This is a genomic window from Dongia sp. agr-C8 (assembly GCF_054658695.1).
In genome coordinates this window covers 1,284,690-1,309,846 of sequence record NZ_BAAGHZ010000002.1, presented here as the reverse complement: position 1 = coordinate 1,309,846, position 25,157 = coordinate 1,284,690, and the positions used below count along the sequence as shown (strand labels likewise).

At 66.2% G+C, this 25,157-nt stretch carries 13 protein-coding genes; 10 read left to right on the top strand and 3 right to left on the bottom strand.

Annotated features, from left to right (window positions below; translation table 11 throughout):
• Positions 1 to 25: 25 nt before the first annotated feature.
• The gene (locus ACYQ4T_RS13755) at positions 26 to 1,135 is read right to left on the bottom strand and encodes an S-(hydroxymethyl)glutathione dehydrogenase/class III alcohol dehydrogenase (RefSeq protein WP_459854975.1); all 1,110 of its coding nucleotides are present in this window, start codon (positions 1,133 to 1,135) and stop codon (positions 26 to 28) included.
• A 229-nt stretch (positions 1,136 to 1,364) separates the two neighbouring features.
• Between ACYQ4T_RS13755 and ACYQ4T_RS13750 the strand changes: the two genes are divergently transcribed.
• Positions 1,365 to 2,576 carry an FIST N-terminal domain-containing protein gene (locus ACYQ4T_RS13750; RefSeq protein ID WP_459854973.1) on the top strand — a complete coding sequence of 404 codons (1,212 nt, stop codon included), beginning with the start codon at positions 1,365 to 1,367 and terminating at the stop codon, positions 2,574 to 2,576.
• Positions 2,573 to 5,260, top strand: a complete 2,688-nt coding sequence (locus ACYQ4T_RS13745) for a hybrid sensor histidine kinase/response regulator (protein ID WP_459854971.1) — start codon at positions 2,573 to 2,575, stop codon at positions 5,258 to 5,260. The genes ACYQ4T_RS13750 and ACYQ4T_RS13745 overlap by 4 nt, the downstream gene beginning before the upstream one ends.
• Here the strand turns inward: ACYQ4T_RS13745 and ACYQ4T_RS13740 are convergent.
• Positions 5,228 to 5,911 carry a response regulator transcription factor gene (locus ACYQ4T_RS13740; protein ID WP_459854969.1) on the bottom strand — a complete coding sequence of 228 codons (684 nt, stop codon included), beginning with the start codon at positions 5,909 to 5,911 and terminating at the stop codon, positions 5,228 to 5,230. The genes ACYQ4T_RS13745 and ACYQ4T_RS13740 overlap by 33 nt on opposite strands.
• 302 nt (positions 5,912 to 6,213) lie before the next feature.
• On the opposite strand from ACYQ4T_RS13740, the gene glgA reads away from it, so the two are divergent.
• The 8 genes from glgA to treY all read left to right on the top strand — a co-directional run bounded on the left by glgA (position 6,214) and on the right by treY (position 24,759).
• Positions 6,214 to 7,710, top strand: a complete 1,497-nt coding sequence (gene glgA, locus ACYQ4T_RS13735; RefSeq protein WP_459854966.1) for a glycogen synthase GlgA — start codon at positions 6,214 to 6,216, stop codon at positions 7,708 to 7,710.
• Between the two features lie 109 nt (positions 7,711 to 7,819).
• Positions 7,820 to 11,086, top strand: coding sequence for a maltotransferase domain-containing protein (locus ACYQ4T_RS13730; RefSeq protein WP_459854964.1), 3,267 nt, complete (start codon positions 7,820 to 7,822; stop codon positions 11,084 to 11,086).
• Positions 11,083 to 14,388, top strand: coding sequence for a maltose alpha-D-glucosyltransferase (gene treS / locus ACYQ4T_RS13725; protein ID WP_459854961.1), 3,306 nt, complete (start codon positions 11,083 to 11,085; stop codon positions 14,386 to 14,388). The genes ACYQ4T_RS13730 and treS overlap by 4 nt, the downstream gene beginning before the upstream one ends.
• The gene (gene glgB / locus ACYQ4T_RS13720; RefSeq protein ID WP_459855193.1) at positions 14,378 to 16,564 is read left to right on the top strand and encodes a 1,4-alpha-glucan branching protein GlgB; all 2,187 of its coding nucleotides are present in this window, start codon (positions 14,378 to 14,380) and stop codon (positions 16,562 to 16,564) included. Before treS ends, glgB begins: the two co-directional genes overlap by 11 nt.
• Positions 16,565 to 16,566: 2 nt before the next feature.
• A complete protein-coding gene (gene glgX / locus ACYQ4T_RS13715) occupies positions 16,567 to 18,672 on the top strand; it encodes a glycogen debranching protein GlgX (RefSeq protein WP_459854959.1) in 2,106 nt (701 codons plus the stop codon).
• Positions 18,669 to 20,411: a malto-oligosyltrehalose trehalohydrolase gene (gene treZ / locus ACYQ4T_RS13710; protein ID WP_459854957.1), complete on the top strand. Its 1,743-nt coding sequence runs from the start codon at positions 18,669 to 18,671 to the stop codon at positions 20,409 to 20,411. Before glgX ends, treZ begins: the two co-directional genes overlap by 4 nt.
• Positions 20,408 to 22,360 (top strand): 4-alpha-glucanotransferase, encoded by a 1,953-nt coding sequence (gene malQ, locus ACYQ4T_RS13705; RefSeq protein WP_459854955.1) that lies wholly within the window; start codon positions 20,408 to 20,410, stop codon positions 22,358 to 22,360. Before treZ ends, malQ begins: the two co-directional genes overlap by 4 nt.
• Complete coding sequence (treY, locus tag ACYQ4T_RS13700; protein WP_459854952.1) at positions 22,357 to 24,759, top strand: malto-oligosyltrehalose synthase; 2,403 nt, start codon at positions 22,357 to 22,359, stop codon at positions 24,757 to 24,759. The genes malQ and treY overlap by 4 nt, the downstream gene beginning before the upstream one ends.
• Here the strand turns inward: treY and ACYQ4T_RS13695 are convergent.
• Positions 24,746 to 25,039 carry a DUF1488 family protein gene (locus ACYQ4T_RS13695; protein ID WP_459854949.1) on the bottom strand — a complete coding sequence of 98 codons (294 nt, stop codon included), beginning with the start codon at positions 25,037 to 25,039 and terminating at the stop codon, positions 24,746 to 24,748. The genes treY and ACYQ4T_RS13695 overlap by 14 nt on opposite strands.
• Between the last annotated feature and the right edge of the window lie 118 nt (positions 25,040 to 25,157).

Below are 25,157 nucleotides of genomic sequence, written 5' to 3'. Positions count from 1 at the left end.
TATGCTGGGCGATCGATCTTGAGGGTCAGTAGATCACGACGCCGCGGATCGACGTACCTGCCTTCATCAGCTCGAAGCCCTTGTTGATGTCGCTGAGCGGCATGGTGTGCGTGATCAGGTCGTCGATGTTGATCTTCTTGTCCATGTACCAATCGACGATCTTCGGCACGTCGGTGCGGCCCCGGGCGCCGCCGAAGGCGGTGCCCTTCCAGACCCGGCCGGTCACCAGCTGGAACGGACGGGTGGAGATTTCCTGGCCGGCACCGGCGACGCCGATGATGACCGAGACGCCCCAGCCCTTATGCGCGCATTCCAGCGCCTGGCGCATCGTCTTCACGTTACCGATGCATTCGAAGCTGTAATCGGCGCCGCCCTTGGTGAGGTCCACGAGATAGGGAACGAGGTCGCCCTGGACTTCCTTCGGGTTGACGAAATGGGTCATGCCGAACTTCTCGCCCAGCGCCTTGCGGGCCGGATTGAGGTCCACGCCGACGATCATGTTGGCGCCGGCCAGGCGGCAGCCTTGGATCACATTGAGGCCGATGCCGCCGAGGCCGAACACCACGCAGTTGGCGCCTTCCTCGACCTTCGCGGTGTTGATCACCGCGCCGACGCCGGTGGTCACGCCGCAGCCGATGTAGCAGACCTTGTCGAACGGCGCGTCCTCGCGGATCTTCGCCAGCGCGATCTCCGGCAGCACCGTGTGGTTGGAGAAGGTCGAGCAGCCCATGTAATGCAGGACCTTCTGGCCCTTATATGAGAACCGGCTGGTGCCGTCGGGCATCAGGCCCTGGCCCTGGGTCGCGCGGATCTTCTGGCAGAGATTGGTCTTGCGGCTGAGGCAATACTCGCATTCGCGGCATTCCGGGGTGTAGAGCGGGATGACATGGTCGCCCTTCTTCAGCGACTTCACGCCGGGGCCGACCTCGACCACGATGCCGGCGCCCTCATGGCCCAGGATCGCCGGGAAGGCGCCTTCGGGATCCTCGCCGGACAGTGTGAACCAATCGGTGTGGCAGAGGCCGGTGGCCTTGATCTCCACCATGACCTCGCCCTCTTTCGGGCCCTCGAGGTCCACATCGTCGATAACGAGAGGCTTGCCAGCCGCCAGCGCCAAAGCTGCCTTGGTCTTCATGTCGTTTCCCTGTAGATCGGTCCCTGAAGGCGCCACCGCCCCGGAAAATCGGGGGGAAGATGGAGCGCAGATGATTGAACAGGAATGCTAACGAGAAGTCGACAGGCTCCGAAATTGGACTTTGGAAGGAGGCCATAAGAGTCAATAATATGGCCATGAAACACACCCGGCCGGACGTCACAAGAAGCAAGATCCGGCGGACTTGGGAGAGGCCTGGGGAGGGCAGGAGATGATCGTCACGGAGAAGGTCGTCACCGAGAAGGAGACGCTGCGGCACGGCACCGCACGCGGCAGCGGAATCCGCTGGGCGGTCCAGGAATGCGGCGAGCGCGACAACCTGAACGCCGCCGTCGCCGAGCTGCTGGAGGCGATCGCGCATGAGGACAGCGAGCTGGTCCTGCTGTTCTGCTCGCCGCAGTTCCATATTCCCGAGATCGCCGCGGCGGTCGGCGCCTGCGGCGGCAACACCAGCCGGATCGCCGGCTGCACCACGGCGGGGGAGCTGACGCCGCTCGGTCATCGCGACGGCACGATTGCCGGGATCAGCTTCCCCGCGGAGCATTTCGTCACCAGCCTGCGCATCTTCGAGCAGCTCTCGAAGTTCGAGATCGCCGACGGCTTTACCGACGCCCGCGCCATGCTGGTCGATCACGAGGCGGTGCAGGCCCGGCACGGCAAGATGCATACCTTCGGCGTGCTCATCAACGACGGCCTTTCGATGCGCGAGGAAGCGATCGCCAGCGCCTTCGGCAACGCGCTGGGCCATGTGCCGCTGGTCGGCGGCTCGGCCGGCACGAGCGCCATGACCGGAGAGCCCAACATGTTCCTCGGCGACCGGGTCCTCACCAATGCCGCCTTGCTGATGTTGATCTCGACCGACCTCGACTTCCGCGTGTTCCAGACCCAGCATTTCGAGCCCTTAGACCAGCAGCTGGTAATCACCCGCGCCGATCCCGGCCGCCGCGTCGTGATGCAGATCAACGCCGAGCCCGCGGCGCTGGAATATGCGCGGCTGCTCGGGCTTGAACGCTCGGAGCTGACGCCCGGCGTCTTCGCGCTTCATCCTTTGGTCGTACGCGCCGGCGGCCGCCATTATGCGCGCGCGATCCAGAAGGTGAATGACGACGACAGCCTGCAGTTCTTCTGCGCGATCGACGAGGGCATCGTGCTTTCGATCGCCAAAAGCGGCGACCTGGTCGAGGACCTGGATTCGGTGTTCAACAAGCTGCATGAAGATTTGGGGGAAGTCGAAGCGGTTCTCGGATTCGATTGCATCCTGCGCTACATTGAGATGGAGCAGGGGCAGATGCTGAGCCCGGTCTCCAACCTGCTCCGGGCCAACAAGGTGGTCGGCTTCAACACCTACGGCGAGCAGTTCGGCACCATGCACATGAGCCAGACCTTCACCGGTATTGCCTTCGGAAACAGCGTGAAGCGATGAACCTGCCCCTCGCCAATCCAACTGGCGTCGCCGCCACCGCAGCACAGCCGGCCGTGCAGACGCCCGAGGAGGAACGCGCGGCGCTGAGGCGCGAGGTCGCGAAGCTCAAGGAAATCAACCGCGCCCTGATGAAGCATGTCGAGCATAGCCTCGATCTGCAGGGCAATGCCTACCATCTGTTCCAGGCCGCCGTGCTGCTCGACCGCATGGTCAAGGAGCGGACTCGCGAGCTCGAGCAGGCCCTGGAAGCGGTCGCCAGTTCGAACCGCGAGTTGAACGAGGCGGTGGTGGTCGGGTTGACCGCGCAGAACCGCCTGCGCGACGCGATCGACAGCATCTCCGAGGGCTTCGCGATCTTCGATCCCAAAGACCGGCTGATCCTCTGCAACCAGCGCTTCATGGATTTCTGGCCCAATCCCTCGATCGACATCCGCTCAGGCATCACCTTCGAGGAGCTGATCACCCGGGCGCTCAAAGACGGCTCGATCGTGACGCCGGAAGACGTTGCGTCGGAGCAGTGGGTGGCCGATCGGCTGAAGCAGCGCGAGACCGCCAAGAGCTCCGGCTCGGGTCGCTGGGTCTATGCGCTCTCCAACGGGCGCTGGATCCAGGTCAACGACCGCCTGTCGCTGGAAGGCGGCATCGCCTCGATCTACACCGACATCACCGACATCAAGGATGCGGAGCGCCAGGAACGCGAGCGCGCGTTGGCGGAACGCTCGCTGCACCTGCAGGCGACCTTGGAATCGATGTCTATCGGCGTGGCGGTGTTCGACAAGGACCAGCGCCTGGTGACGGCGAACCGGCGCTATGGCGAACTCCTGGAGCTGCCCGCCTCGCTGACCACGCCGGGTGCGACGCTGCACAGTTTCCAGCGCTTCAACGACCAGCGCGAGGTCTCGGAGCTCGGCACCGCATCCTTGCTGGTGACGGCCAATGCCTCGACGCCGGCGGAAGTCTCGGTCAACGGCCGCTGGTTCGCCATCAAACGCGACCCGATGCCGGACGGCGGCTTCGTCATCTCCTATGCCGAGATCACCGAGCGCCGCATGGTCGAGGAGGCGCTGCACGACACCGAGGAGCGCATCCGGCTCTTCGCCAACGCGATGCCGACGATGATGTCCTATGTGGACATCGAGGAGCACTATCAGTTCGTTAACCGCGCCTATCGCACCACCTACGGCCGGAACGGCAAGCGCATCCTCGGCCGCGATCTCAAGGCCGTGCTCGGCGAGGTCGAATACGGCATGCGCAAGCCCTACATCGATCGCGCATTGCGCGGCTCGACGGTTGTGTTCGACACCCAGCTGCCGTCGCCGGACGGCGAGCCCAGGTTCGGACTCGCGACCTACGTGCCGCACCGCGGTGCCCGCGGCCAGGTGGTCGGCTTCTTCGTGCTCATCCAAGACATCACCGAGCGGCGGCGCTCCGAGCGCATCCTGGAGGCCGCCAAGGAAGAGCTGGAGCGTCGCGTCTATGAGCGCACGGCGTCCTTGCAGCAGCTGAACGAGACGCTGCTGTCGGAAGTCGTGGAACGCCGCCGCATAGCCGCCGAGCTGCAGAAATCCAAAGTCGAGGCCGAGCGCGCCAACCTCTCGAAGACCCAGTTCCTGGCCGATGCTAGCCATGACCTGTTGCAGCCGTTGAACGCGGCGCGGCTGTTCGTCTCGGCCATGCAAGATCGCAACTTGCCCGAGGGCCTGCCGCCGATGATCGGCAAGGTCGATCAGGCGCTTTCGAACGTCGAGGACATCCTCAACATCCTGCTCGACATCTCGAAGCTCGACGCCGGCAAGGTCGCGGTCAACATGAAGCGCGTGCCGCTGACCGCGGTCATGACCTCGCTGCACGACGAGATCGCGCCTTTAGCCGAGCGTGGCGGGATCGAGCTCCGCTTCATGCCCTCATCGCTGAACGTCAACACGGACGTGCGGCTGCTGCGGCGCCTGCTGCAGAATTTCCTGACCAATGCCTGCCGCTACACCCCGAGCGGCCGGATCCTGTTCGGCGCGCGGCGGCGCGGCAATCATGTCGAGCTGCAGGTCGCCGATACCGGGATCGGCATCCCGAAGGACAGCCTCGATGAGATCTTCCAGGAGTTCCAGCGGCTGACTGATCTCGGCGGCGGCAAGAAGGGCTACGGCCTCGGACTCTCGATCGTGCGTCGCATCAGCCGGCTGTTGAACCACCCGATCAAGGTGCGCTCGGAGCCCGGCAAGGGCTCGGTCTTCTCGGTGCTGGTGCCGCTGGCGACCGAGGCTACCGAGCTGATCGAGGTTCCAGCACCTGAGCCGGTTTCCAACGCCGCGGTCGACCAGATCAATGCGCTGATCGTCGAGAACGAGCCGGACGTGCTGGAAGGCATGGCCAATCTGCTCGGCACCTGGGGCTGCAACTACCTGGCGGCGCCCAACCAGGAACAGGCGCTGGCCGCCGTCAAGGAGAGCGGCCGGCGGCCGGATATCCTGCTGGTCGATTATCACCTCGACAACAACGTGCTCGGGACCGACGTGATCGCCGCCTTGCGCAAGCAGCTCGGGACCGAGATCCCGGCGGTGGTGATCACCGCCGACCGCAGCGCCGAGGTCGCGCATAGCATTCAGGAGATGCCGGCGGCAACCTTGCTGCCGAAGCCGATCAAGCCGGCGCGGCTACGCGCCCTGGTCGCCTCGGTTCGTCGCTGACAGATAGCGGCAGTAATTCTCATAGAGAATGACCGCCTGGGTGCGGCTGGTTACGCCCAGCTTCTGCAGCAGGGTCGAGACGTGCGACTTCACCGTCGTGATCTGCACGTTGGTGTTATAGGCGATCAGCTTGTTCGCCATGCCCTGGGCCATCAGTTCGAGCACCCGCCGCTGCTGGTTGGTCAGCAGCTCGAAGCGGCAGAGCACCGCCTCGTCGATCACCGGCGCCTCTTCGGTCACCGGCTCCGACTTCGCGGCCTGCTCTTCGGGCGGCGTGTAGCTGCCGCCGTCGAGGATGGTCTTGATCGCGCTGGCGATCTCCGCCCGCGGCAGCGACTTCGGGATATAGCCGATCGCGCCGGCATCGAGACATTCCCGGACCACGAAACTGTCGGTCAGGGCCGAGATCACCGCGATCGGCACATCCGGGCGGCGGACGCGGAGCGCGCGGATGCCCTTGACGCCGCTCATCCCCGGCATGCGGAGGTCGAGCAGGATCAGGTCGAGGTCCTCATGACCGGCCACCTGGTCGAAGGCCTCCGAGATCGAGCCGGATTCGATGACGCCGACGTCGTCGTCCATGCCCTGCAGGGCGCCGACGATGGCTTCACGGAATAAGGGGTGATCGTCTGCGACCAGCACCTTCATCATGGCGATCCCTCCCTGGGCAGCATTAGTGGTTGCGTGAATTGAAGGCCACAATCGGCTGCCTTGTCAACGCGGCAAGCCGTACACAGCCTCCGACCATTGGAGCATTGCGAAGCCTGTGGCTTTGACGCGGCTGCTGTGGCGCTGTTGCGTCGATCGGCCCCAGCTTTGTTGCGTTCAGGCGACAACCCCAGACGACAAGGCACGGGCGTAACGGCCTTTTATCCGATTCGGCCCGCTTCGTGTTGCGCCGCGGAACTCAGCCGGGTTCGCCGTCTTGGTCACGCGAAGGGAGACCAAGATTTATGCGTAGTCGGGTGGGTCGGACGCCGGACGTTGCCGCTGCTGAGCGCGACGCGGCACCGCGCTGCAAGCTTCTCTTCGTAACCTCTGAAATTGCGGATTTCCTGAAAGTAGGTGGCCTCGGCGAAGTCTCCGCCGGCCTGCCCCGGGCGCTGCGCCGCGTCAGCGATGCGCGGGTGCTGCTGCCGGGCTATCGCGCCGTGCTCAACGCCAACCCAGGCATGAAGATCGTGGCCCGGCTGCCAGGCCTGGCCGAGATTCCGTCTTGCGAGATCGGCGAGATAACCACGCCGGACGGCCTCACCCTCTATATCGTGGTCGCGGGCGGCCTGTTCGACCGTCCGGGCAATGCCTATCTGGACGATCAGGCCAACCCCTGGGACGACAACGACGTGCGCTTCGCCCGGCTCGCCATGGCGGCGGTCGAACTCGCGCGCGGCGTGCCGGCGCTGGGCTGGAAGCCGGAAGTCCTCCACCTCAACGATTGGCCCGGCGCGCTTGCCGCCGGCTATCTGAACTGGCAGCAGGTCGCCACCCCCAGCATCCTCACCATTCACAATCTTGCCTATCAGGGCCTCTACGGCCGCGACCGCCTGCACCGCCTCGGCATTCCGGCGGAAGCCTTCGCGATGGACGGGGTCGAGTTTCACGGCCAGATCTCCTTTCTGAAGACCGGCATCTTCTACGCATCGCAGATCACCACCGTGAGCGCTACCTATGCCAGGGAGATCACCACACCGGAATTCGGCTGCGGTCTCGACGGATTGCTGCGCCTGCGCAGCGGCGAGGGGCGGCTTACCGGAATCCTGAACGGCATCGACGAGAGCTGGGACCCGAGCGCGGACCCGCATCTCCCGCATCCTTTCGACAGCGCGAACTGGCGCGGCAAGGAAGCCAACGCGCAGCACCTGCGGGAGGCGTTCGGGCTCGCGGTCAGCCGCGGCCCCTTGTTCGCGGTGGTCTCGCGCCTGGTCCACCAGAAGGGGCTCGACCTCACCATGGCGGCGATCGAATCGATCGTGCGCGACGGCGGCCAGTTGGTAGTCACCGGCGAGGGCGAGCCCGAAGTCGAAAACGCCTTGCGCGCGACGGCAGCGCGGCATCCGCAATCGATCGCGGTCAAGATCGGCTACGAGGAGCCGACCGCGCGGCGGATCTTCGCCGGCAGCGATTTCCTGCTCATGCCGTCGCGCTTTGAACCTTGCGGGCTCAGCCAGATGTATGCGCAGCGGTTCGGCTCGTTGCCGATCGCGCACAACACCGGCGGGCTCGGCGATACGATCGAGGACGGTGCCACTGGATTCCTGTTCAGCGGCGCGACGCCCGAGACTTTCGCCCGTGCGATCCACCGCGCAAAATCGGTGTTCGACCGCAAGGACCAATTCGAGGCGATGCGCCGCCGCGCCATGTCGCGGCCCTCGGGATGGGGCGAAGCGGCCTACTCCTACATGGATGTCTATCGGCGCGCGCTGGAGTCGGATCTCCGCGTCGCCGCGTAGCGGAATTCGCGCGGAACGATCAAAGGCCGCGGACCGTTAACTACGCGTGTGTCGCCCAACTCGGCGCGGCACCGACTGCGAATCCGTCACAATTGCAGGGCTGTCCGTCATGCAGAACCGGCAAGCGGCGTCGCGGCCGTCGATCTACTATTTCCACCCGGCGCTCGGGGGCGAGGTGGCAGGCTGGACCCGCCATCTGGACCGCTGCGCCGCGATGGGTTTCTCGCATCTGCTGCTCGCTCCGCTGTTCCGGCCCGGGCGCAGCGGCAACATCTTCCTGACCGCCGATCACGACGCCTGTCATCCCGCGATGCAGGCCAGCGCGTCCGCGGCAGCCGAGCTGCAAAGTCTCGCCGAAGAGTGCCGGCGCCGCGGGATGAAGCTCTGGCTCGACCTGATGCTGGATCGGGTCGCGCGCGAGGCGCGGGTGGTCGGCGAGCATCCTCGGTGGTTCGTGGGCGGCCCTGCAGATCCGCTACCCGACCCGCGGAGCATCATCCGCACCGGCCAGGCCGCGAGCTTCCACTACGGCAACGGCGCAAGCGCCGAGATCTTGGATTGGTGGAAGGCGCGAATCGGCGAATGGCTGAAAGCCGGGGTCGACGGCTTTCGCATCGACAAGGCTCAACTCCTTCCGCCGCACCTGCTGAAGGAATTGATCGCCGACGTGAAGATGGCGTATCCCGCTTGCCAATTCGTCGCCTGGACGCCGGGTCTGACCCCCCAGCAGATTGCCAGCCTCAAGGATTGCGGCCTGGATTTCACCATCGCCTCGACCTGCTGGTGGGACTTTAAGAGCGAATGGTTCCTGGAAGAACAGGACCAGCTCGTCGCCGTGGCGCCGCCTCTGGCCCTGGCGGAAGCGCCCTTCGCGCGCCGCCTCGCCGAGCAGTTCGCCAGCAGCGATGCCCTGGAGCGCGGCTATCGCCGCCTCCTCGAGGTCTGTGCCACCGACGGCAATGGGTGGCTGATGCCGATGGGCTTCGAGTTCGGCAGCGGACTGCCCTTGGAGGCAGCGCGTGCCGACCCGGCGGCCTTCGTGCGCCAGGAAGAGCGCAGCAACATCCGCCTGATCGATGAGATCGCCGCCGCCAACGCCCGCGCCGCCAAGCTGTTCGACGGCAGGGCATTTCGCTGGCGCGCGCTCTCCGCACCCGATGCGCCGGTCTTCGCAGAAATGGCGGAAGCCGGTGATGCGGCGACGCTGCGCCTGGTCAACGCCGAGACGCAGCTCATCCAGAACGTCGACCTCTCAATGCTGCTGGCGCGCACCGGCCGCGCCTGGGCGTTGAAGGAAAGGCCGCTCGGGCTCGAAGATGCACAGCTTCGCTTGCAGCCGGCGGAGGTGCTGTTGCTGGCACTGAGACCGGCCGCCGCGGTGAAGCTGCCGACGCCGCAGTCCAAGCGCCAGGCCACGGCCGCCGCGAAGACGCCGCGCGTCGCGATCACCCATATCGCGCCGGCGGTCGAAGGCGGCGACTACCCGGCGAAGCGCGTGGTCGGCGAACGCATTGCCGTCGAGGCCGATATCTTCAGCGACGGCCATGGCGAGCTCGCGGCCGATCTCCTCTGGCGGGCCGCCGACGAAGCCGACTGGCGCCGGGCGCCGATGACGTTTCTCGGCAACGACCATTGGACGGCCCAATTCCGACCCGAGCGCGTGGGCGATCATCTTTTCACCATCGAGGCGTGGCGCGACGATTTCGCCTCGTTGCAGCATGGCACAGTGAAGAAGCGCGACGCCGGGATCGCCATCGAGCTCGAGCTCCAGGAAATGTCCGCTTTCCTCGATCGCCATGTTCCGCCGCCGGCCGAACGCGGCGCGGTGGTGAAGGCCTTCATGGCGAAACTGCACCGCGCCAAGAAGGAGGAGCGCCAGGACCTGCTGCTTTCCAAGGAGGCGGTTGCCGCCCTGCGCGATGTGGCGGCGCCGGAATCGCGCATCCGCCATCAGCCGACACTGCCGCTGACGGTCGATCGCGGCGCGGCGCTGTTCGCCAGCTGGTACGAGATCTTTCCGCGGTCCATGAGTGGCACCAGCGAGCGGCACGGCACCTTCGACGACGTGATCGCTCAGTTGCCGCGGATTGCGGCCATGGGCTTCGACACGCTCTATTTCCCGCCGATCCACCCGATCGGCAAGGTCAACCGCAAGGGCAAGAACAACAACACGAAGTCCCGGCCGGGCGAGCCGGGCAGTCCTTATGCGATCGGCTCGGACGAAGGTGGGCATGACGCGATCCATCCGGAGCTCGGCACCATCGAGGATTTCCGCCGGATGCGGGACGCCGCGGCGGAACATGGGCTGGAGATTGCGCTCGACTTCGCGATCCAATGCGCGCCGGACCATCCCTGGCTGAAAGAGCATCCCGAGTGGTTCGCCTGGCGGCCGGATGGCAGCATCGCCTACGCCGAGAATCCCCCAAAGAAATACGAGGACATCGTCAACGTCGACTTCTACGCGCCGGGTGCGGTGCCGGGCCTCTGGCTGGCTCTGCGCGACATCTTCCTCCATTGGCGGCAGGAAGGCGTGCGCAGCTTCCGGGTCGACAACCCGCACACCAAGCCGCTGCCGTTCTGGCGCTGGGTGATCGCCGATATCCGCGCCCGCTATCCGGACACGCTCTTCCTCTCCGAAGCCTTCACCCGGCCGCAGGTGATGTATGAGCTGGCCAAGGTCGGCTTCTCGCAATCCTATACCTACTTCACCTGGCGCAACACCAAGCCCGAGCTGGAGTCCTATTTGAAGGAGCTGGCCGACGGGTCGCCGAAGGACTTCTTCCGGCCGCATTTCTTCGTCAACACGCCTGATATCAACCCCGGCTTTCTGCAACGCTCCGGCCGCGCCGGGTTCCTGATCCGCGCCGCGCTGGCTTCGACCATGTCCGGGCTCTGGGGCGTCTACAGCGGCTTCGAGCTCTGCGAGGCAACGCCGCTGCCGGGCAAGGAAGAGTATCTCGATTCCGAGAAATACGAGATCCGGGCCTGGGATTGGAATCGCCCCGGCAATATCGTGCCCGAGATCACGAAGCTGAACCACATCCGCCGGCGGAATCCGGCTTTGCAGACGCATCTCGGCATCCGCTTCATCGCCGCGTCGAACGACAACGTCACCGCCTTCATCAAGTCCACGCCTGAGCGCGACAACGTGATCCTGGTCGCGATCAATCTGGATCCCTTCCACGCGCAGGAGGCCTGGATCGAGATTCCGCTCTGGGAGTGGAGCCTTCCCGACCATGCCAGCATTGATGTGGAGGACCTGATCGGCGGTTCAAGATTCCAATGGCAGGGCAAGAGCGGGACCATTCGACTGGATCCCTATGAACTGCCCTATGCCATCTGGCGGATCGCCGTGCCATCCGGAGAGGTGAGATGAGCCGCCGCGAGAAGCCGAAACTGCCGGTCGATCCGCTCTGGTACAAGGATGCGGTGATCTACCAGCTGCACGTGAAGTCGTTCATGGATGCGAACGGCGACGGCATCGGCGACTTCAAGGGCCTGCTGCAGCGCCTCGACCATGTGGTCGAGCTCGGCGCCAACACGATCTGGATACTGCCCTTCTATCCCTCGCCGCGGCGCGACGACGGTTACGACATCGCCGAGTATCGCAAGGTCTCGCCGGACTACGGGACCATGGCGGACTTCAGGAAGTTCGTGAAAGCCGCCCATGAGAAGGGCATTCGCGTCATCACCGAGCTGGTCATCAACCATACGTCCGACCAGCATCCCTGGTTCCAGAGAGCGCGACGCGCCAGGAAGGGCTCAGCCGCGCGCGACTTCTATGTCTGGTCTGATACCGACAAGGCCTATGCCGGCACGCGCATCATCTTCATCGACACCGAAAAGTCGAACTGGACCTGGGACGAGGAAGCCCAGCAGTACTTCTGGCATCGCTTCTATTCGCACCAGCCGGACCTGAACTTCGACAACCCGAAGGTCCTGAAAGAGATCTTCGCGATCATGAAGTTCTGGCTGGATATGGGCGTCGACGGCCTGCGGCTGGACGCCATTCCCTATCTGATCGAGCGTGAAGGCACCAACAATGAGAATCTTCCCGAGACTCACGCGGTGCTGAAGAAAATCCGCGCCGAGATGGACCGGCTCTATCCCGGCAAGATGCTGCTCGCCGAGGCCAACCAATGGCCGGAGGACACCCAGGCCTATTTCGGCGACGGCGACGAATGCAACATGTCGTTCCACTTCCCGCTGATGCCGCGGATGTACATGGCGATCGCCCAGGAGGATCGCTTCCCGATCTCCGACATCCTGCGGCAGACGCCGAAGATCCCGGAGAATTGCCAATGGGCGATCTTCTTGCGCAACCACGATGAGCTGACGCTCGAGATGGTCACCGACAAGGAGCGGGACTATCTCTGGGAGACCTATGCCTCGGATCGCCGCGCCAGGCTGAACCTCGGCATCCGCCGCCGCCTGGCGCCGCTGGTGCAGCGCGACCGCCGCCGGATTGAGCTGATGAACGGCCTGCTGCTCTCCATGCCCGGCACCCCGGTGCTCTATTACGGCGACGAGATCGGCATGGGCGACAATATCTATCTCGGCGACCGGGACGGCGTGCGCACGCCGATGCAATGGTCGCCCGACCGCAACGGCGGCTTCTCCAAGGGCGATCCGGCCAAGCTGGTCCTGCCGCCGATCATGGACCCGGCCTATGGCTACCAGGCGGTAAACGTCGAGGCGCAATCCGCCGATCCGCATTCGCTGCTCAATTGGACGCGGCGCATGCTGGCCGTGCGCAAGCAGACCGCGGTCTTCGGCCGCGGCGAGTTCAAGCTGCTGGCGCCGGGGAATCGCAAGATCCTCGCCTATCTCCGCACGCTCGGCGACGACGTGGTGCTCTGCGTCAACAATCTTTCGCGCACGGCCCAGGCGGTGGAGCTCGATCTCGCGCAGTTCGCCGGGCGCGTGCCGGTGGACATGGTGGGCGGCAGTGCCTTTCCGCCGATCGGCCAGCTCACCTATCTCCTCACCCTGCCGCCCTATGGCTTCTATTGGTTCACCCTCGGCGTCAGCGCCAACATGCCCGATTGGCATAAGCCGGCGCCGGAGCAGATGCCGGAGTACATCACCTTGGTCCTCAGGAAATCCGTCGCCGAGCTGCAGCAACCCAACCTCAGGAAGCAGCTCGAGGAGGAGATCCTTCCCACCTATCTGCCGAAACGACGCTGGTTCGGGGCGAAGGACTCCGCGTTGCCGAAGCTGGAGGTGAACTGCCAGCCGGCCTTCCCGGAATCGCGTTACCCGGTCGTGCTCTGCGAGATTCGCATCGCCGGTGCCGGGGAGCGTTATCAGCTGCCGCTGACCATCCTTTGGGAAGACGACATCGTCTCCGCCTTGCCGCAACAGCTGGCGCTGGCCCGCGTCCGGATCGGTCGCCGCGTCGGCCTGCTGACCGATGCCTTCGCGCTCGACACTTTCCCGCTGATGCTGCTCGAGCACCTCAAGAAGGAGTCCGTGCTGGAGCGGGGCGAGGAGACCACCCACTTCATCCCGACCGTATTGCTGAAGGACTACGTGCTCGATAGCGAGGATCCGCAGGTTCGTACCCTGGCAGCGGAGCAATCCAACAGCACCGTGGTGATCGACGACAAGGTCATCATCAAGCTCCTGCGCCGGGTCGAGGACGGCATCCATCCGGAGGCGGAGATCGGCCGCACGCTGGCCGAGCGAGGCTATCGCAACACCTCTCCGGCCTTGGGCGAAATCCGCCGCGTCTCGCCGGAGGGCACGCCGCGCACCCTCGCCGTGGTGCAAGGCTTCCTGCGCAACCAGGGTGACGGCTGGACTTGGGCTCTCGCCTATCTGGCGCGCGCGCTCGAGGATGCTGCCCTCTCCGCGCAAACGGGAGCCGATGGCGCGACCGCAGCCGAGTTGATGACGCCCTACGAGAATTTCGGCGCGATGATCGGCAAGCGTCTCGCCGAGCTGCATGCCTGTCTCGCGGAGCCGAGCGACGACCCGGCCTTCGCGCCCGAGCCCGCCGGCAAGGACGACGTCGCCGCCTGGGAAACACAGGCGCAGGACCAGCTCGATCGCGCCTTCGAGGCGTTGGAGAAATCCAGGGCCAATCTCGAACCGGATGCCGCCGCGGCCGCGACCAAGTTCCTCGGCAAGCGCCGCGAGATCCACGACCAGCTGCGCAAGCTGGCGAATGCCAGGAATGCCGGCTTGAAGACCCGCATCCACGGCGACTTCCATCTCGGCCAGATCCTGGTGGTGCAGAACGACATCCACATCATCGATTTCGAAGGCGAGCCGGCGAAGCCGCTGAAGGCGCGCCGCGCCAAGGCAAGCCCGCTGCGTGACGTCGCCGGAATCCTGCGCTCCTTCGACTATGCGGCGGCGGCCACCATCAGCAACCGTCCGCCGACCTCGCCGGCGCTGGACGAGAAGCAGCTCGCCTTGCTGCAGCGTTTCACGGCGGCGGCGGGCGCAGCCTTCCGCAACGCCTATCAGGAAGTGCTTGCCGCGGCCCCCCATCCCTGGATCGATCTCGCCACCGACGACAAGCTGCTCAGGATGTTCCTGATCGAGAAGGCGGCCTACGAGATCTGCTACGAGGCGGCGAACCGGCCGGCCTGGATCGCGTTCCCGCTGCGCGGATTGACCAGGCTCCTGCAAAGCAAGACGGAGAAGACGCTTGAGCCGCATCACGCATGACCCGGCGCCCGATCCCGGCGCCCTCGAAGCCCTGCTGCGCGGCCGCCTCGGCGATCCCTTCAGCCTCCTGGGTCCGCATCGCGGCCGGCACGGCACGGTGATTCGTACCTTCCAGCCGGGCGCCCAGGCGGTCGAGGTCCATCCGGTTCAGAAGGACGAGGTCAACGCACCGCTGCAGCCGATCCACCAGTCCGGCGTGTTCGTGGGCGAAGTGGTCGATCCCGGGCGCTACGTGCTGCGGGTGCAATGGCCGGAGACCGTGCAGGAGACCGAGGATCCCTATTCCTTCGGCACGTTGCTCGGCGATATCGATCTGCATCTGATCAGCGAGGGCACGCATCGCAATCTCGGCGCCACGCTCGGCGCGCAGGTGATGGAGCAGGGCGGCGTGCCCGGCGTGCGCTTCGCGGTTTGGGCCCCCAATGCGCGGCGGGTCTCGGTGGTCGGCGATTTCAACAACTGGGACGGCCGGCGCCATGCGATGCGGCTCCGTCACAGCGCCGGCGTCTGGGAGCTGTTCATCCCGCGGCTCCGCCCCGGCACAATATATAAGTATGAGATCGTCGCGCCCTCGGGCGAGGTGCTGCCGCTGAAGGCCGACCCGGTCGCGCTCCGCGCCGAGGTGCCGCCGGCGACCGCCTCGATGGTCGCGGATCTCTCGCTGATCTCCTGGACCGACGCGGAATGGGAGGCGAGCCGGGCGCAGCGTCAGACCGCCCAGGCGCCGATGTCGGTTTACGAGGTACATGCCGGTTCCTGGTACCGCGAGAACGGCAGCGAGCCCACGTGGAACGACCTCTCCGACCGCCTGATTCCTTACGTCAAGGAGATGGGCTTCACCCATATCGAACTCCTCCCGGTGATGGAGCATCCCTTCACCGGCTCCTGGGGCTATCAGCCGATCGGGCTCTTCGCGCCAACCTCGCGCTACGGCTCCTGCGAGGACTTCGCCCGCTTCGTCGATGCCTGTCACCGGGCCGAGATCGGCGTGATCCTGGACTGGGTGCCGGCGCATTTCCCCAGCGATGCCCACGGGCTCGCGAATTTCGACGGCACGCATCTCTACGAGCACCAGGATCCGCGCGAGGGTTTCCACCACGACTGGAATACCCTCATCTTCAACTTCGGCCGGCGCGAGGTTCGCGGCTACCTGATTGCCAGCGCGCTCCACTGGCTGCGCGCCTATCACATCGATGCGCTGCGGGTGGATGCCGTCGCCTCGATGCTCTACCGCGACTACAGCCGCAAGCAGGGCGAGTGGGTGCCGAACATCTATGGCGGCCGTGAGAACCTGGAGGCGGTGAGCTTCCTGCAGGAACTCTCCGAGATCATGCACCAGGACTTCCCCGGCCGCCTGCTGATCGCCGAGGAATCGACCGCCTGGCCCGGCGTCACCCGCAGCGTCGACCAGGGCGGGCTCGGCTTCCAGTTCAAGTGGAACATGGGCTGGATGAACGATACCTTGCGCTACATATCGCGCGATCCGGCCTTTCGCTCCTGGCATCACGACGACGTGACCTTCGGGCTGATATACGCTTTCTCCGAACGCTTCATCCTGCCGCTGTCGCACGATGAGGTCGTGCACGGCAAGCGATCGATCCTCGGGCGCATGCCCGGCGACGAATGGCAGCGCTTCGCCAATATGCGCGCCTATCTCGCCTTCATGTGGTCGCACCCGGGCAAAAAGCTGATCTTCATGGGCACCGAGATCGCCGAGCCCTTCGAATGGAACCACGATGCGCAAGTCAACTGGTGGCTGCTGGATCACGCGCCGCATTCCGGCATGCAGCGCCTGGTGCGCGATCTCAACCGGCTCTATGGGTCCGAACCCGCCTTGCATCGGCTAGACGCCGATCCCGCCGGATTTCGCTGGATCGTCGGTGACGACCGCGGCCAGAGCGTCCTGGCCTATCTGCGCACCGGCGGTGAAGGCGATTCGAAACCGGTGCTCGCGGTCTGCAACTTCACGCCGGTGCCCCGCCACGGCTATCGCATCGGCGTGCCGCGAGGCGGACACTGGCGCGAGCGGCTCAATACCGACGCCGGGATCTATGGGGGGTCGAACATGGGCAACGGCGGGGCGGTTGCCGCCGAGGCGCACCCGGTCCACGGCTTCGAGCAGTCGCTCTCGCTGACCTTGCCGCCGCTGGCCACGGTCTGGCTGCAGCCGGAGTAGAGATGTCGCGCTTCCCAGATCGGCTGGAGCCGGGCCGGCCCGATCCCCTGGGTGCGACCTGGGACGGGCTCGGGGTCAACTTCGCCGTCTTCTCGGCCAATGCCGACCGCATCGATCTCTGCCTGTTCGATCCCAGCGGGCGCCGGCAGCTGGCGCGACTGACCTTGCCGGAATGCACCGACGAGGTCTGGCACGGCTACCTCCCCGACGCCAAGCCGGGCCTGGCCTACGGCTATCGCGCCCATGGGCCCTACGAGCCGAAGCACGGGCATCGCTTCAACCCCCACAAGCTGCTGCTCGACCCCTATGCCAAGAGGCTGCTGGGCGAATTGAAGTGGTCCGACGTGCTCTATGGCTACCGGCTGGGCAGCGCCAAGGGCGACCTCTCGCAGGATCGCCGCGACAGCGCCGCGGCCGTGCCGAAGGCGGCGGTCACCGATGCCAGCTTCAACTGGGGCGAAGACCGGAAGCCGGCGACGCCCTGGCCGCAGACCGTCATCTACGAACTGCACGTGCGCGGCTATTCGATGCGGCGCGAAGACCTGCCGATGGCGGAGCGCGGCACTTTCGCCGCCCTGGCCGACGCGCGGTCGATCGACCGGATGGTGAAGCTCGGCGTGACCGCCGTGGAGCTCATGCCGATCCACGCCTCGATCGACGACCATTTCCTGGTAAAGAAACACCTCGCCAACTACTGGGGCTACAACACGCTCGGCTTCTTCGCACCACAGCCGGGCTTCCTCTCCGACGGCTCGCTGGCGGAGCTGCAGACCGCGGTGCGGCGACTGCATGCGGCCGGGATCGAGGTGCTGCTGGACGTGGTCTACAACCACACCTGCGAATCGGACGAAACCGGGCCGACGCTTTCGTTCCGCGGCCTCGACAATGCCAGCTACTACCGGCTCGTCCCGGGCGATGCCCGGCATTACATCAATGACACCGGGACCGGCAACAGCGTGAACCTCTCGCATCCGCGCGTGTTGCAGATGGTGATGGATTCCATGCGCTACTGGATCGACACCTTCCACATCGACGGATTCCGCTTCGATCTCGGGGCCAATCTCGGGCGCGAGCAGGACGGGTTCGATCCAACTTCTGGATTCTTCGACGTGATCCGACAGGACCCGGCGATCTCCAGGGTGAAGTTGATCTCCGAACCCTGGGATCTCGGACCCGGCGGCTATCAACTCGGCAACCACCCGCCGGGCTTTGCCGAGTGGAACGACAAGTATCGGGACAGCCTGCGCCGGTTCTGGCGCGGCGACCCGCATCAGTGTCCGGAGCTGGCGACCCGGCTGGCCGGGTCGGGCGACCTGTTCGACCACCACAAGCGCCGGCCCTTCGCCTCGATCAACTACGTCGCCTCGCATGACGGCTTCACGCTGGAAGACCTGACGCGCTACCAGGAGAAGCACAACGAGGCGAACGGCGAGGACAACCGTGACGGCCATAATGAGAACTTCAGCAGCAACTGGGGCGTCGAGGGTCCGAGCGACGACCTGGCGATCCGGGTCAAGCGCGGCCGGGTCAAGCGCGCGATGCTGGCGACTCTGTTCTGCTCGCTCGGCACGCCGATGCTGCTGGCCGGTGACGAGCTCGGTCGCACGCAGGGCGGCAACAACAACGCCTATGCCCAGGACAACGAGACCTCCTGGATCGACTGGGCGACGGCCGCCGAGCCCGACAGCCGGGACCTCGAGCGCTATGTCGCGCGGCTGGCCGCCCTCCGGCGCAATCACCCGACCCTGCGGGCGGATCGTTTCCTGCACGGCCGCAACGAGATCGCGCCCAATCTGCAGGACATCGAGTGGTTCAACGAGGACGGCACGGCGATGGAGCCCCGGCATTGGCAGGATCCGGAAAGACGCCTGCTTTCCGTGCGGCGCGCGGGGTTGATCAACGGCGGGACGATCGAAGCCACGCTGATGATGCTGAACGGCTCGGTCGAAGACCGCGAGTTTCGCGTGCCGCCGACAAACAACCTGCATTGGGCGCTGGCGCTCGACAGCAGCGATCCCAACCGTCTGCCGGGAGGGCTGGAATCCGATGCGGTCCAGGTCCCGCGCCATGCCGTGGTACTGCTGATCGGCCAGCAGAACGGCGCATGACCAAACTCTCCCACGGCGCCACCTTGATCGCACCCCACCGGACGCGTTTCCAGCTCTGGGCGCCGGATGCTGCCTCGGTCGGCCTCGAGATCGGCGACGACATTGCGCAGCTCATGCGCGCCGAGCCGGACGGCTGGCATCGGCTGGAGGTCGATTGCGGCGCTGGGACGCGCTATCGCTATCGGGTCTCGCCCGACCTCGCGGTGCCGGACCCGGCATCGCGCGCCCAGGCCGACGACGTGCACGGCCCCAGCATCGTTGTCGATCCCGATGCCTATGTCTGGCGCAACGCGCAATGGCGCGGCAGGCCTTGGCATGAGGCGGTCCTGTACGAATTGCATCCCGGCGTGCTCGGCGGCTTCAGGGGCGTCGCGACGCATTTGCCGCGGCTGAAGGATCTCGGCATCACCGCGGTCGAGCTGATGCCGATCGCGGATTTCTTCGGGCGGCGCAACTGGGGCTATGACGGCGTGCTGCATTTCGCGCCGGACACCGCCTATGGCACGCCCGACGACCTGAAGGCGCTGGTCGACCGCGCCCATGATCTCGAGCTGATGATGTTCCAGGACGTGGTCTACAACCACTTCGGCCCGGAGGGGAATTATCTGCACGCCTACGCATCGGGGTTCTTTCGCGACGACATCCACACGCCCTGGGGTGCCGCGATCGATTTCAAGCACCCGGTGGTGCGGCGCTTCTTCATCGAGAACGCGCTCTACTGGCTGGAGGAGTACCGCTTCGACGGGCTGCGGCTCGACGCGGTCCATGCCATTCCCGACCGCGACTGGCTGTTGGAGCTGGCGGAGACGGTGAAGCGGACGATCACCGACCGCCATGTCCACCTCGTGCTGGAGAATGACAACAACGATGCGCCGTTGCTGGAGACCGCCTTTACCGCACAGTGGAACGACGACGCGCATCACGCAGCGCATGTGCTGATCACCGGCGAGAGCGGCGGCTACTATAGCGACTACGCAGAGAATCCCGGGGCGGCGCTGGCCCGCTGTCTGGAACAGGGCTTCGCTTTCCAGGGGGAGACTTCGGCTTATCGCGACCATGCGCCTCGCGGCACGCCGAGCGGGCATCTGGCGCCCGACCGTTTCGTCTTCTTTCTGCAGAACCACGACCAGGTCGGCAACCGCGCCCTCGGCGATCGGCTCGCGGCGATCGCCGATCCCGATGCGCTGAAGGTCGGGATGGCGCTGCTGCTGCTCAGCCCGCAGGTGCCGCTTCTCTTCATGGGCGAGGAGTTCGGCGCGCGGGAACCCTTCCTCTTCTTCGCCGACTATGAAGGCGACCTGGCCGAGGCGGTGAAGCAGGGCCGGCGCAGGGAATTCGGCAAGTTCCCCGAATTTGCGACCGAGGAGGCCCAGCGCCGAATCCCGGATCCGAGCCGGCCAGAGACTTTCCGGCAGAGCTGCCCGAGCCTCGCCGCCACGGACGAATGGTCGCGCGACTGGCAGGATTATGTGCAACGCCTGATCGCGCTGCGTCAGGAGGCGATCACGCCGCGGCTCAGGGGCACGCGTGCCGAATCCGCGCAAGCGCTCACCCCGCGCGCGTTGCAGGCGCGCTGGATCCTGGGCGATGGAACGCGGCTGACCCTGGCGGCCAATTTCGGGCCGGAGCCGATCACGCTGCCGCCGGTGCCGGGCCGGCATCTCTTCTCCCATTGCAAGGGCGATTGCATCGGTCTCGGCGGCCGGTGCTTCCTGGCGATCCTCGGCGAGGCCTCGTGAAGACCGACGCACAACTGCGCAAGGCGGCGAGGGCGGCCGGCATCCTGACCGAGTGGCAGGACGTCCATGGCAAGACTCGCGCGGTCGGGCATGAGACCTTGCGGGCGCTCCTGGAGGTTCTCGGCGGCGAGGCGAGATCCACCGCGGTGCCCCTGGTCACCGCGGAGGCGGGCGCCACCTACACGGTGCCGGGACTTTCGGTGAAAGCGCGCGCGCCGGAGGCGCCGGGCTATCACCTCATCCGCAAGGGCAAGCGTCGCTTCACCCTCGCCGTGGCGCCGGCGCGCCAGCAAGGCCGCGGCGAGCCGCGCGGCTGGGGATTATCGGTGCAGCTCTATGCGCTCTATCGCAAGGGCGACGGCGGGATCGGCACCTATGGCGCACTACGCGACTTCATGCGCGGCAGTGCCGAGGCAGGGGCGAGCGCCGTCGCGGTCAGCCCGCTGCACGCCCAATTCTCCGCCGATCCCTGGCGCTTCAGCCCCTATTCGCCGTCCAGCCGCCTCTGGATGAACGCCGTGCATATCGACGTCGGTGAGGCCGCCGCCCTGCTCGACCTGAAGCCGCCGAAGCTGGCGCCGCGCCAGGGCGCCGGCGGTGACGCCCTGATCGCCTGGCCGGAAGCGTCGCGCGCCAAGCTGAAGGCATTGCGCGGCCTGTTCGACGCGGCGCGCGGGGCCGGCTGCTTCGAAGGCGGGCATCCTTCGGCCCGCAGCCTCGCGGCATTCCGGAAGGCGGGCGGTGCCGCGCTCATGGCGCATGCGACCTTCGAGGCTCTGCATGCGCATTTCTTCGGCCGCGACCGCGCGCTCTGGAACTGGGGCAACTGGCCCGCCGAGCTTCGCGACCCCGACAGCGCCGCGGTGCGGCGCTTTGCGGGGCAGAATCGCGAGGCCGTGGAGTTCCATCTCTTCCTGCAATGGCTGGCGGCGCGGCAATTCAAGAGCGCGGCTGAGGCGGCGGCGCGCGACGGCCGGATGGCGCGCGGCATCATCAAGGACATCGCGGTCGGCGCGGATGGCGGGGGCAGCGAAGCCTGGAGCAATCAGGGCCGCATGCTGAGCGGCGCCTCGATCGGCGCGCCGCCGGATGCGTTCAACACGCTGGGCCAGAACTGGGGCGTCACCACCTTCTCGCCCGCCGCATTGGCGGCGACGGGATACGCGGCCTTCGTCCAGTTGCTGCGCAGCGCCTTGGCCGATTCCGGCGGGATCCGGATCGATCACGTGCTGGGGCTGCGCCGGCTCTGGGTGGTGCCGAACGGGGCCGATGCCCGGGACGGCGCCTATATCCGCTATCCGCTGACCGATCTGCTGCGCCTCACCGCGCTGGAGGCGCATCGCGCGGGCGCCGTGGTGCTGGGCGAGGATCTCGGCACTGTGCCGGATGGATTTCGCGAGGCGCTCGACGGCTACGGCATCAAGGGCATGCAGGTCTTGTGGTTCGAGCGCCAGGGACAGGGTTTCCTGCCGCCGCAGAAATGGCGCAAGCGCGCCGTCGGCATGACGACCACCCACGATCTGCCGACGGTCGCGGGCTGGTGGCTCGGCAAGGATATCGTTTGGCGCAAGAGGCTGAAGCTGTTCGCCAAGCGCGACGGAGCCGCCCGGGCGGCGACGGAACGGAGGCGCGACCGCGCGCAGCTCTGGAGCGCGTTCCTCAAGGCCGGCGTCGCAACCGGCGTGCAACCCCGCACGCATGACGTCAGCCAGGTGCTGGCCGGTGCAATCGATTACCTGGGCTTAACCGCCTGTGATCTGGTGGTGCTGCCGCTGGAAGACGCGCTCGGCCGCAAGGAGCAGCCCAACCTGCCCGGCACGGTTACCGAGCATCCCAACTGGCGGCGCCGCATCCTGGTCGAGGCCGGCGCGATCTGCCGGCAGAAGCAGGTGGCGGCACGGCTCCGCCGGCTCGCCGCCAGTCGTTCGATGGGGCGCGGGAAGCCATGACTTTTCCGCGCGCCACCTGCCGGCTGCAGCTGCATCGGGATTTCCCCTTCGAAGCGGCGATCGAAGTCGTTCCCTATCTCGCCAGGCTCGGCATCAGTCATGTCTATGCCTCGCCGATCCTCAGCGCCCGGCCTGGATCGATGCACGGCTACGATACGATCGACCCGGGGATGATCAATCCGGAGCTCGGCGGCCGCGCCGGTCTCGATTGCCTGTCGGCAGCGCTGCGCGCCCACGAAATGGGCCTGATCATCGACATCGTTCCCAACCACATGGCCGCCGTCGCCGAGAATTCCTGGTGGTGGGACGTGCTGCGGGAGGGCCGCGCCAGCCGTTATGCCGATCACTTCGATATCGAATGGGAGGATTCCGACCCGGAAGTTCACGGCAAGGTCCTGCTGCCCTGCCTCGGCGACCGGCTCGAGGCCTGCCTCGAGCGCGGCGAGATCACGCTGGTCGATGCCGGCGGCGTGCGCGAGATCCGCTATTTCGATCAGCGTTTCCCGGTCGATCCGCGCAGCGCAGGCGGCGCGGATCTGCCAACGCTCTTGAAGCAACAGAATTATCTCCTCGCGTTCTGGCGTGACGCGGCGACGCGGATCAACTGGCGGCGCTTCTTCGACATCAACCAGCTGGTCGCCTTGCGGATGGATCGCGAGGCGGTGTTCACTGACTATCATCGGCTGATCCTGGATCTCAAGGAGCAGGGGATTATCGACGGCGTCCGGGTCGACCATGTGGATGGGCTGGCCGCGCCGATCGCCTATTGCCGCAAGCTGCGCGCGGCCCTGGGTCCCGAGGCCTATCTCGTCATCGAGAAGATCCTGCATTCCGACGAGCGGCTGGGTGCGGATTGGCCGATTCACGGCACCTCCGGCTACGACTTCATGGACCAGGCCTCGGCTGTACTGCACGACCCGGCGGGCGAGGCTGCCTTGAACGGCTTGTGGCAGAGCTTGAGCGGCGACCGCCGATCTTTCGCGGCGGTGGCGGCCGATGCGCGCCGGGAAATCCTCGGGCGATTGTTTCCGCGGCAGCGGGATCGTCTGCTTGTGGCGTTGCGGGCGATGCGGCTCCGGGCCGACGACGCGGCGCTGCCGAAGGCCCTGGACGAGCTGCTCGCCGCGTTGCGGCATTATCGCACCTACGGCGAGGAATCCGGGTTCGATCCGGCGGACGCGCTGGAGCTCGAGTTCGCGGCGAACACGGCGCGACCGCTGCTCAACACCGAGACCGCCGCTGCCTTGAGCGAGATCTGCCGGGCCTTGCCGAAGGCACCGGTCCGGCATCGTTTCGAACAGCTTTCCGCGACGCTCACCGCCAAGGCGGTCGAGGACACCGCCTTCTATCGCTACAGCCGGCTGCTGTCGCGCAACGAGGTGGGTTCCGATCCCGGCGAGCTGGCGCTGTCGGTCGAGCAGTTCCACGCCCGGGCCGCGGCGCGCGGCGCGGCGCTTCCGGCGGCGATGCTGGCCACGGCGACGCATGATACCAAGCGCGGTGAGGATCACCGCGCGCGGCTGGCGGTGCTGAGCGAACTGGCGGAGGAGTGGCGGGTGCTGGCGATCCGCTGGTCGGGGCAGTATCCCGCCCCGGAGCCCGCGGTCGGGCTCATGATCTGGCAGACGATCGTCGGCGCCTGGCCGCCGGATTTCGACGCCGGCGCTTTCCACCAGCGCCTGGAGACCTGGCTGGTCAAGGCTTTGCGCGAGGCGAAGCAGCGCACTGCCTGGGATAACCCGAACGAGAGCTTCGAGCGCGCCTGCAAAGGCTACTTGGCCTATCTCTTCGATCCGACGCTCGGCTTTCTGGCCGAGGCCGAGGCCTTTGTCGCGAAGATCGTGGCGTCCGGCATTCGCAACAGCCTGGCGCAAACAGTCTTGCGCCTGACTCTGCCGGGCGTGCCCGATCTCTACCAGGGCACGGAGTTCTGGGATTTTAGCCTGGTCGATCCCGACAACCGGCGACCGGTCGATTTCACGGCGCGCGCAAATGCGCTCGTCGACGATGCCGACTTGGCCTTGTTGCTCAAGGAATGGCGCGACGGACGCATCAAACAGGCGGTGATTGCGCGATTGCTGGGGTTCCGGCAGCGTCACGCCGCGCTGTTCGCCGAGGGCAGCTATGAACCGCTGGTCGTCTCAGGGGAGAGGGCGGATCATCTGATCGCCTTCGCGCGCCGCCTGAGCGGCGAAGCGCTGGTTGTCGTAGTGCCGCGCCTGACCGCCGGTCTCGACACGGCGGTTGGTACGGTCTGGCGGGATACGCGGATCGCGCTGCCCGAGGCCGAAGCCACGGATTTGCTGCGTCCGAGGAAGATTCATCTCGGCAAGCAGAGCGACGCCAGCCTGATCATGGACACTCTGCCCTTGGCGGTACTCTACGCTAGCGTCCGGTGACGCTGGCGAGATCGTCGAGCTCGATGCGGACCGATCCGTCGCGCTCGATCTTGCCCTTGCGGTACTTGATATCCGCGGCCCGTTCCAGCAGCCGGCGGTGACGCTCGAAGCGGTCCACCAGGTCCATCGAAGTGGCGGAGCTGGAATCGCCGCCCAGCTTTTCCAGCGCCGAGCGGGTCGTGTACCAGCGCACCAGCCGGTTGCGATCAAGCGCTGCACAGCCCACCGCGTCGCGCCCCGGCAGGAAGATCCCGTAGTCCCCGATGAATTGTAGCGCCATGACCCACCTCTTTCCCAGACCCAAACCGCCAGAACGGTAATGTGGTCCAGAACGCCTCGTTCCGCTGTCTCGCGGATTCGGAGCGGGTCCGAGCCCGGCGCGCGGGAGCCACCGGCAT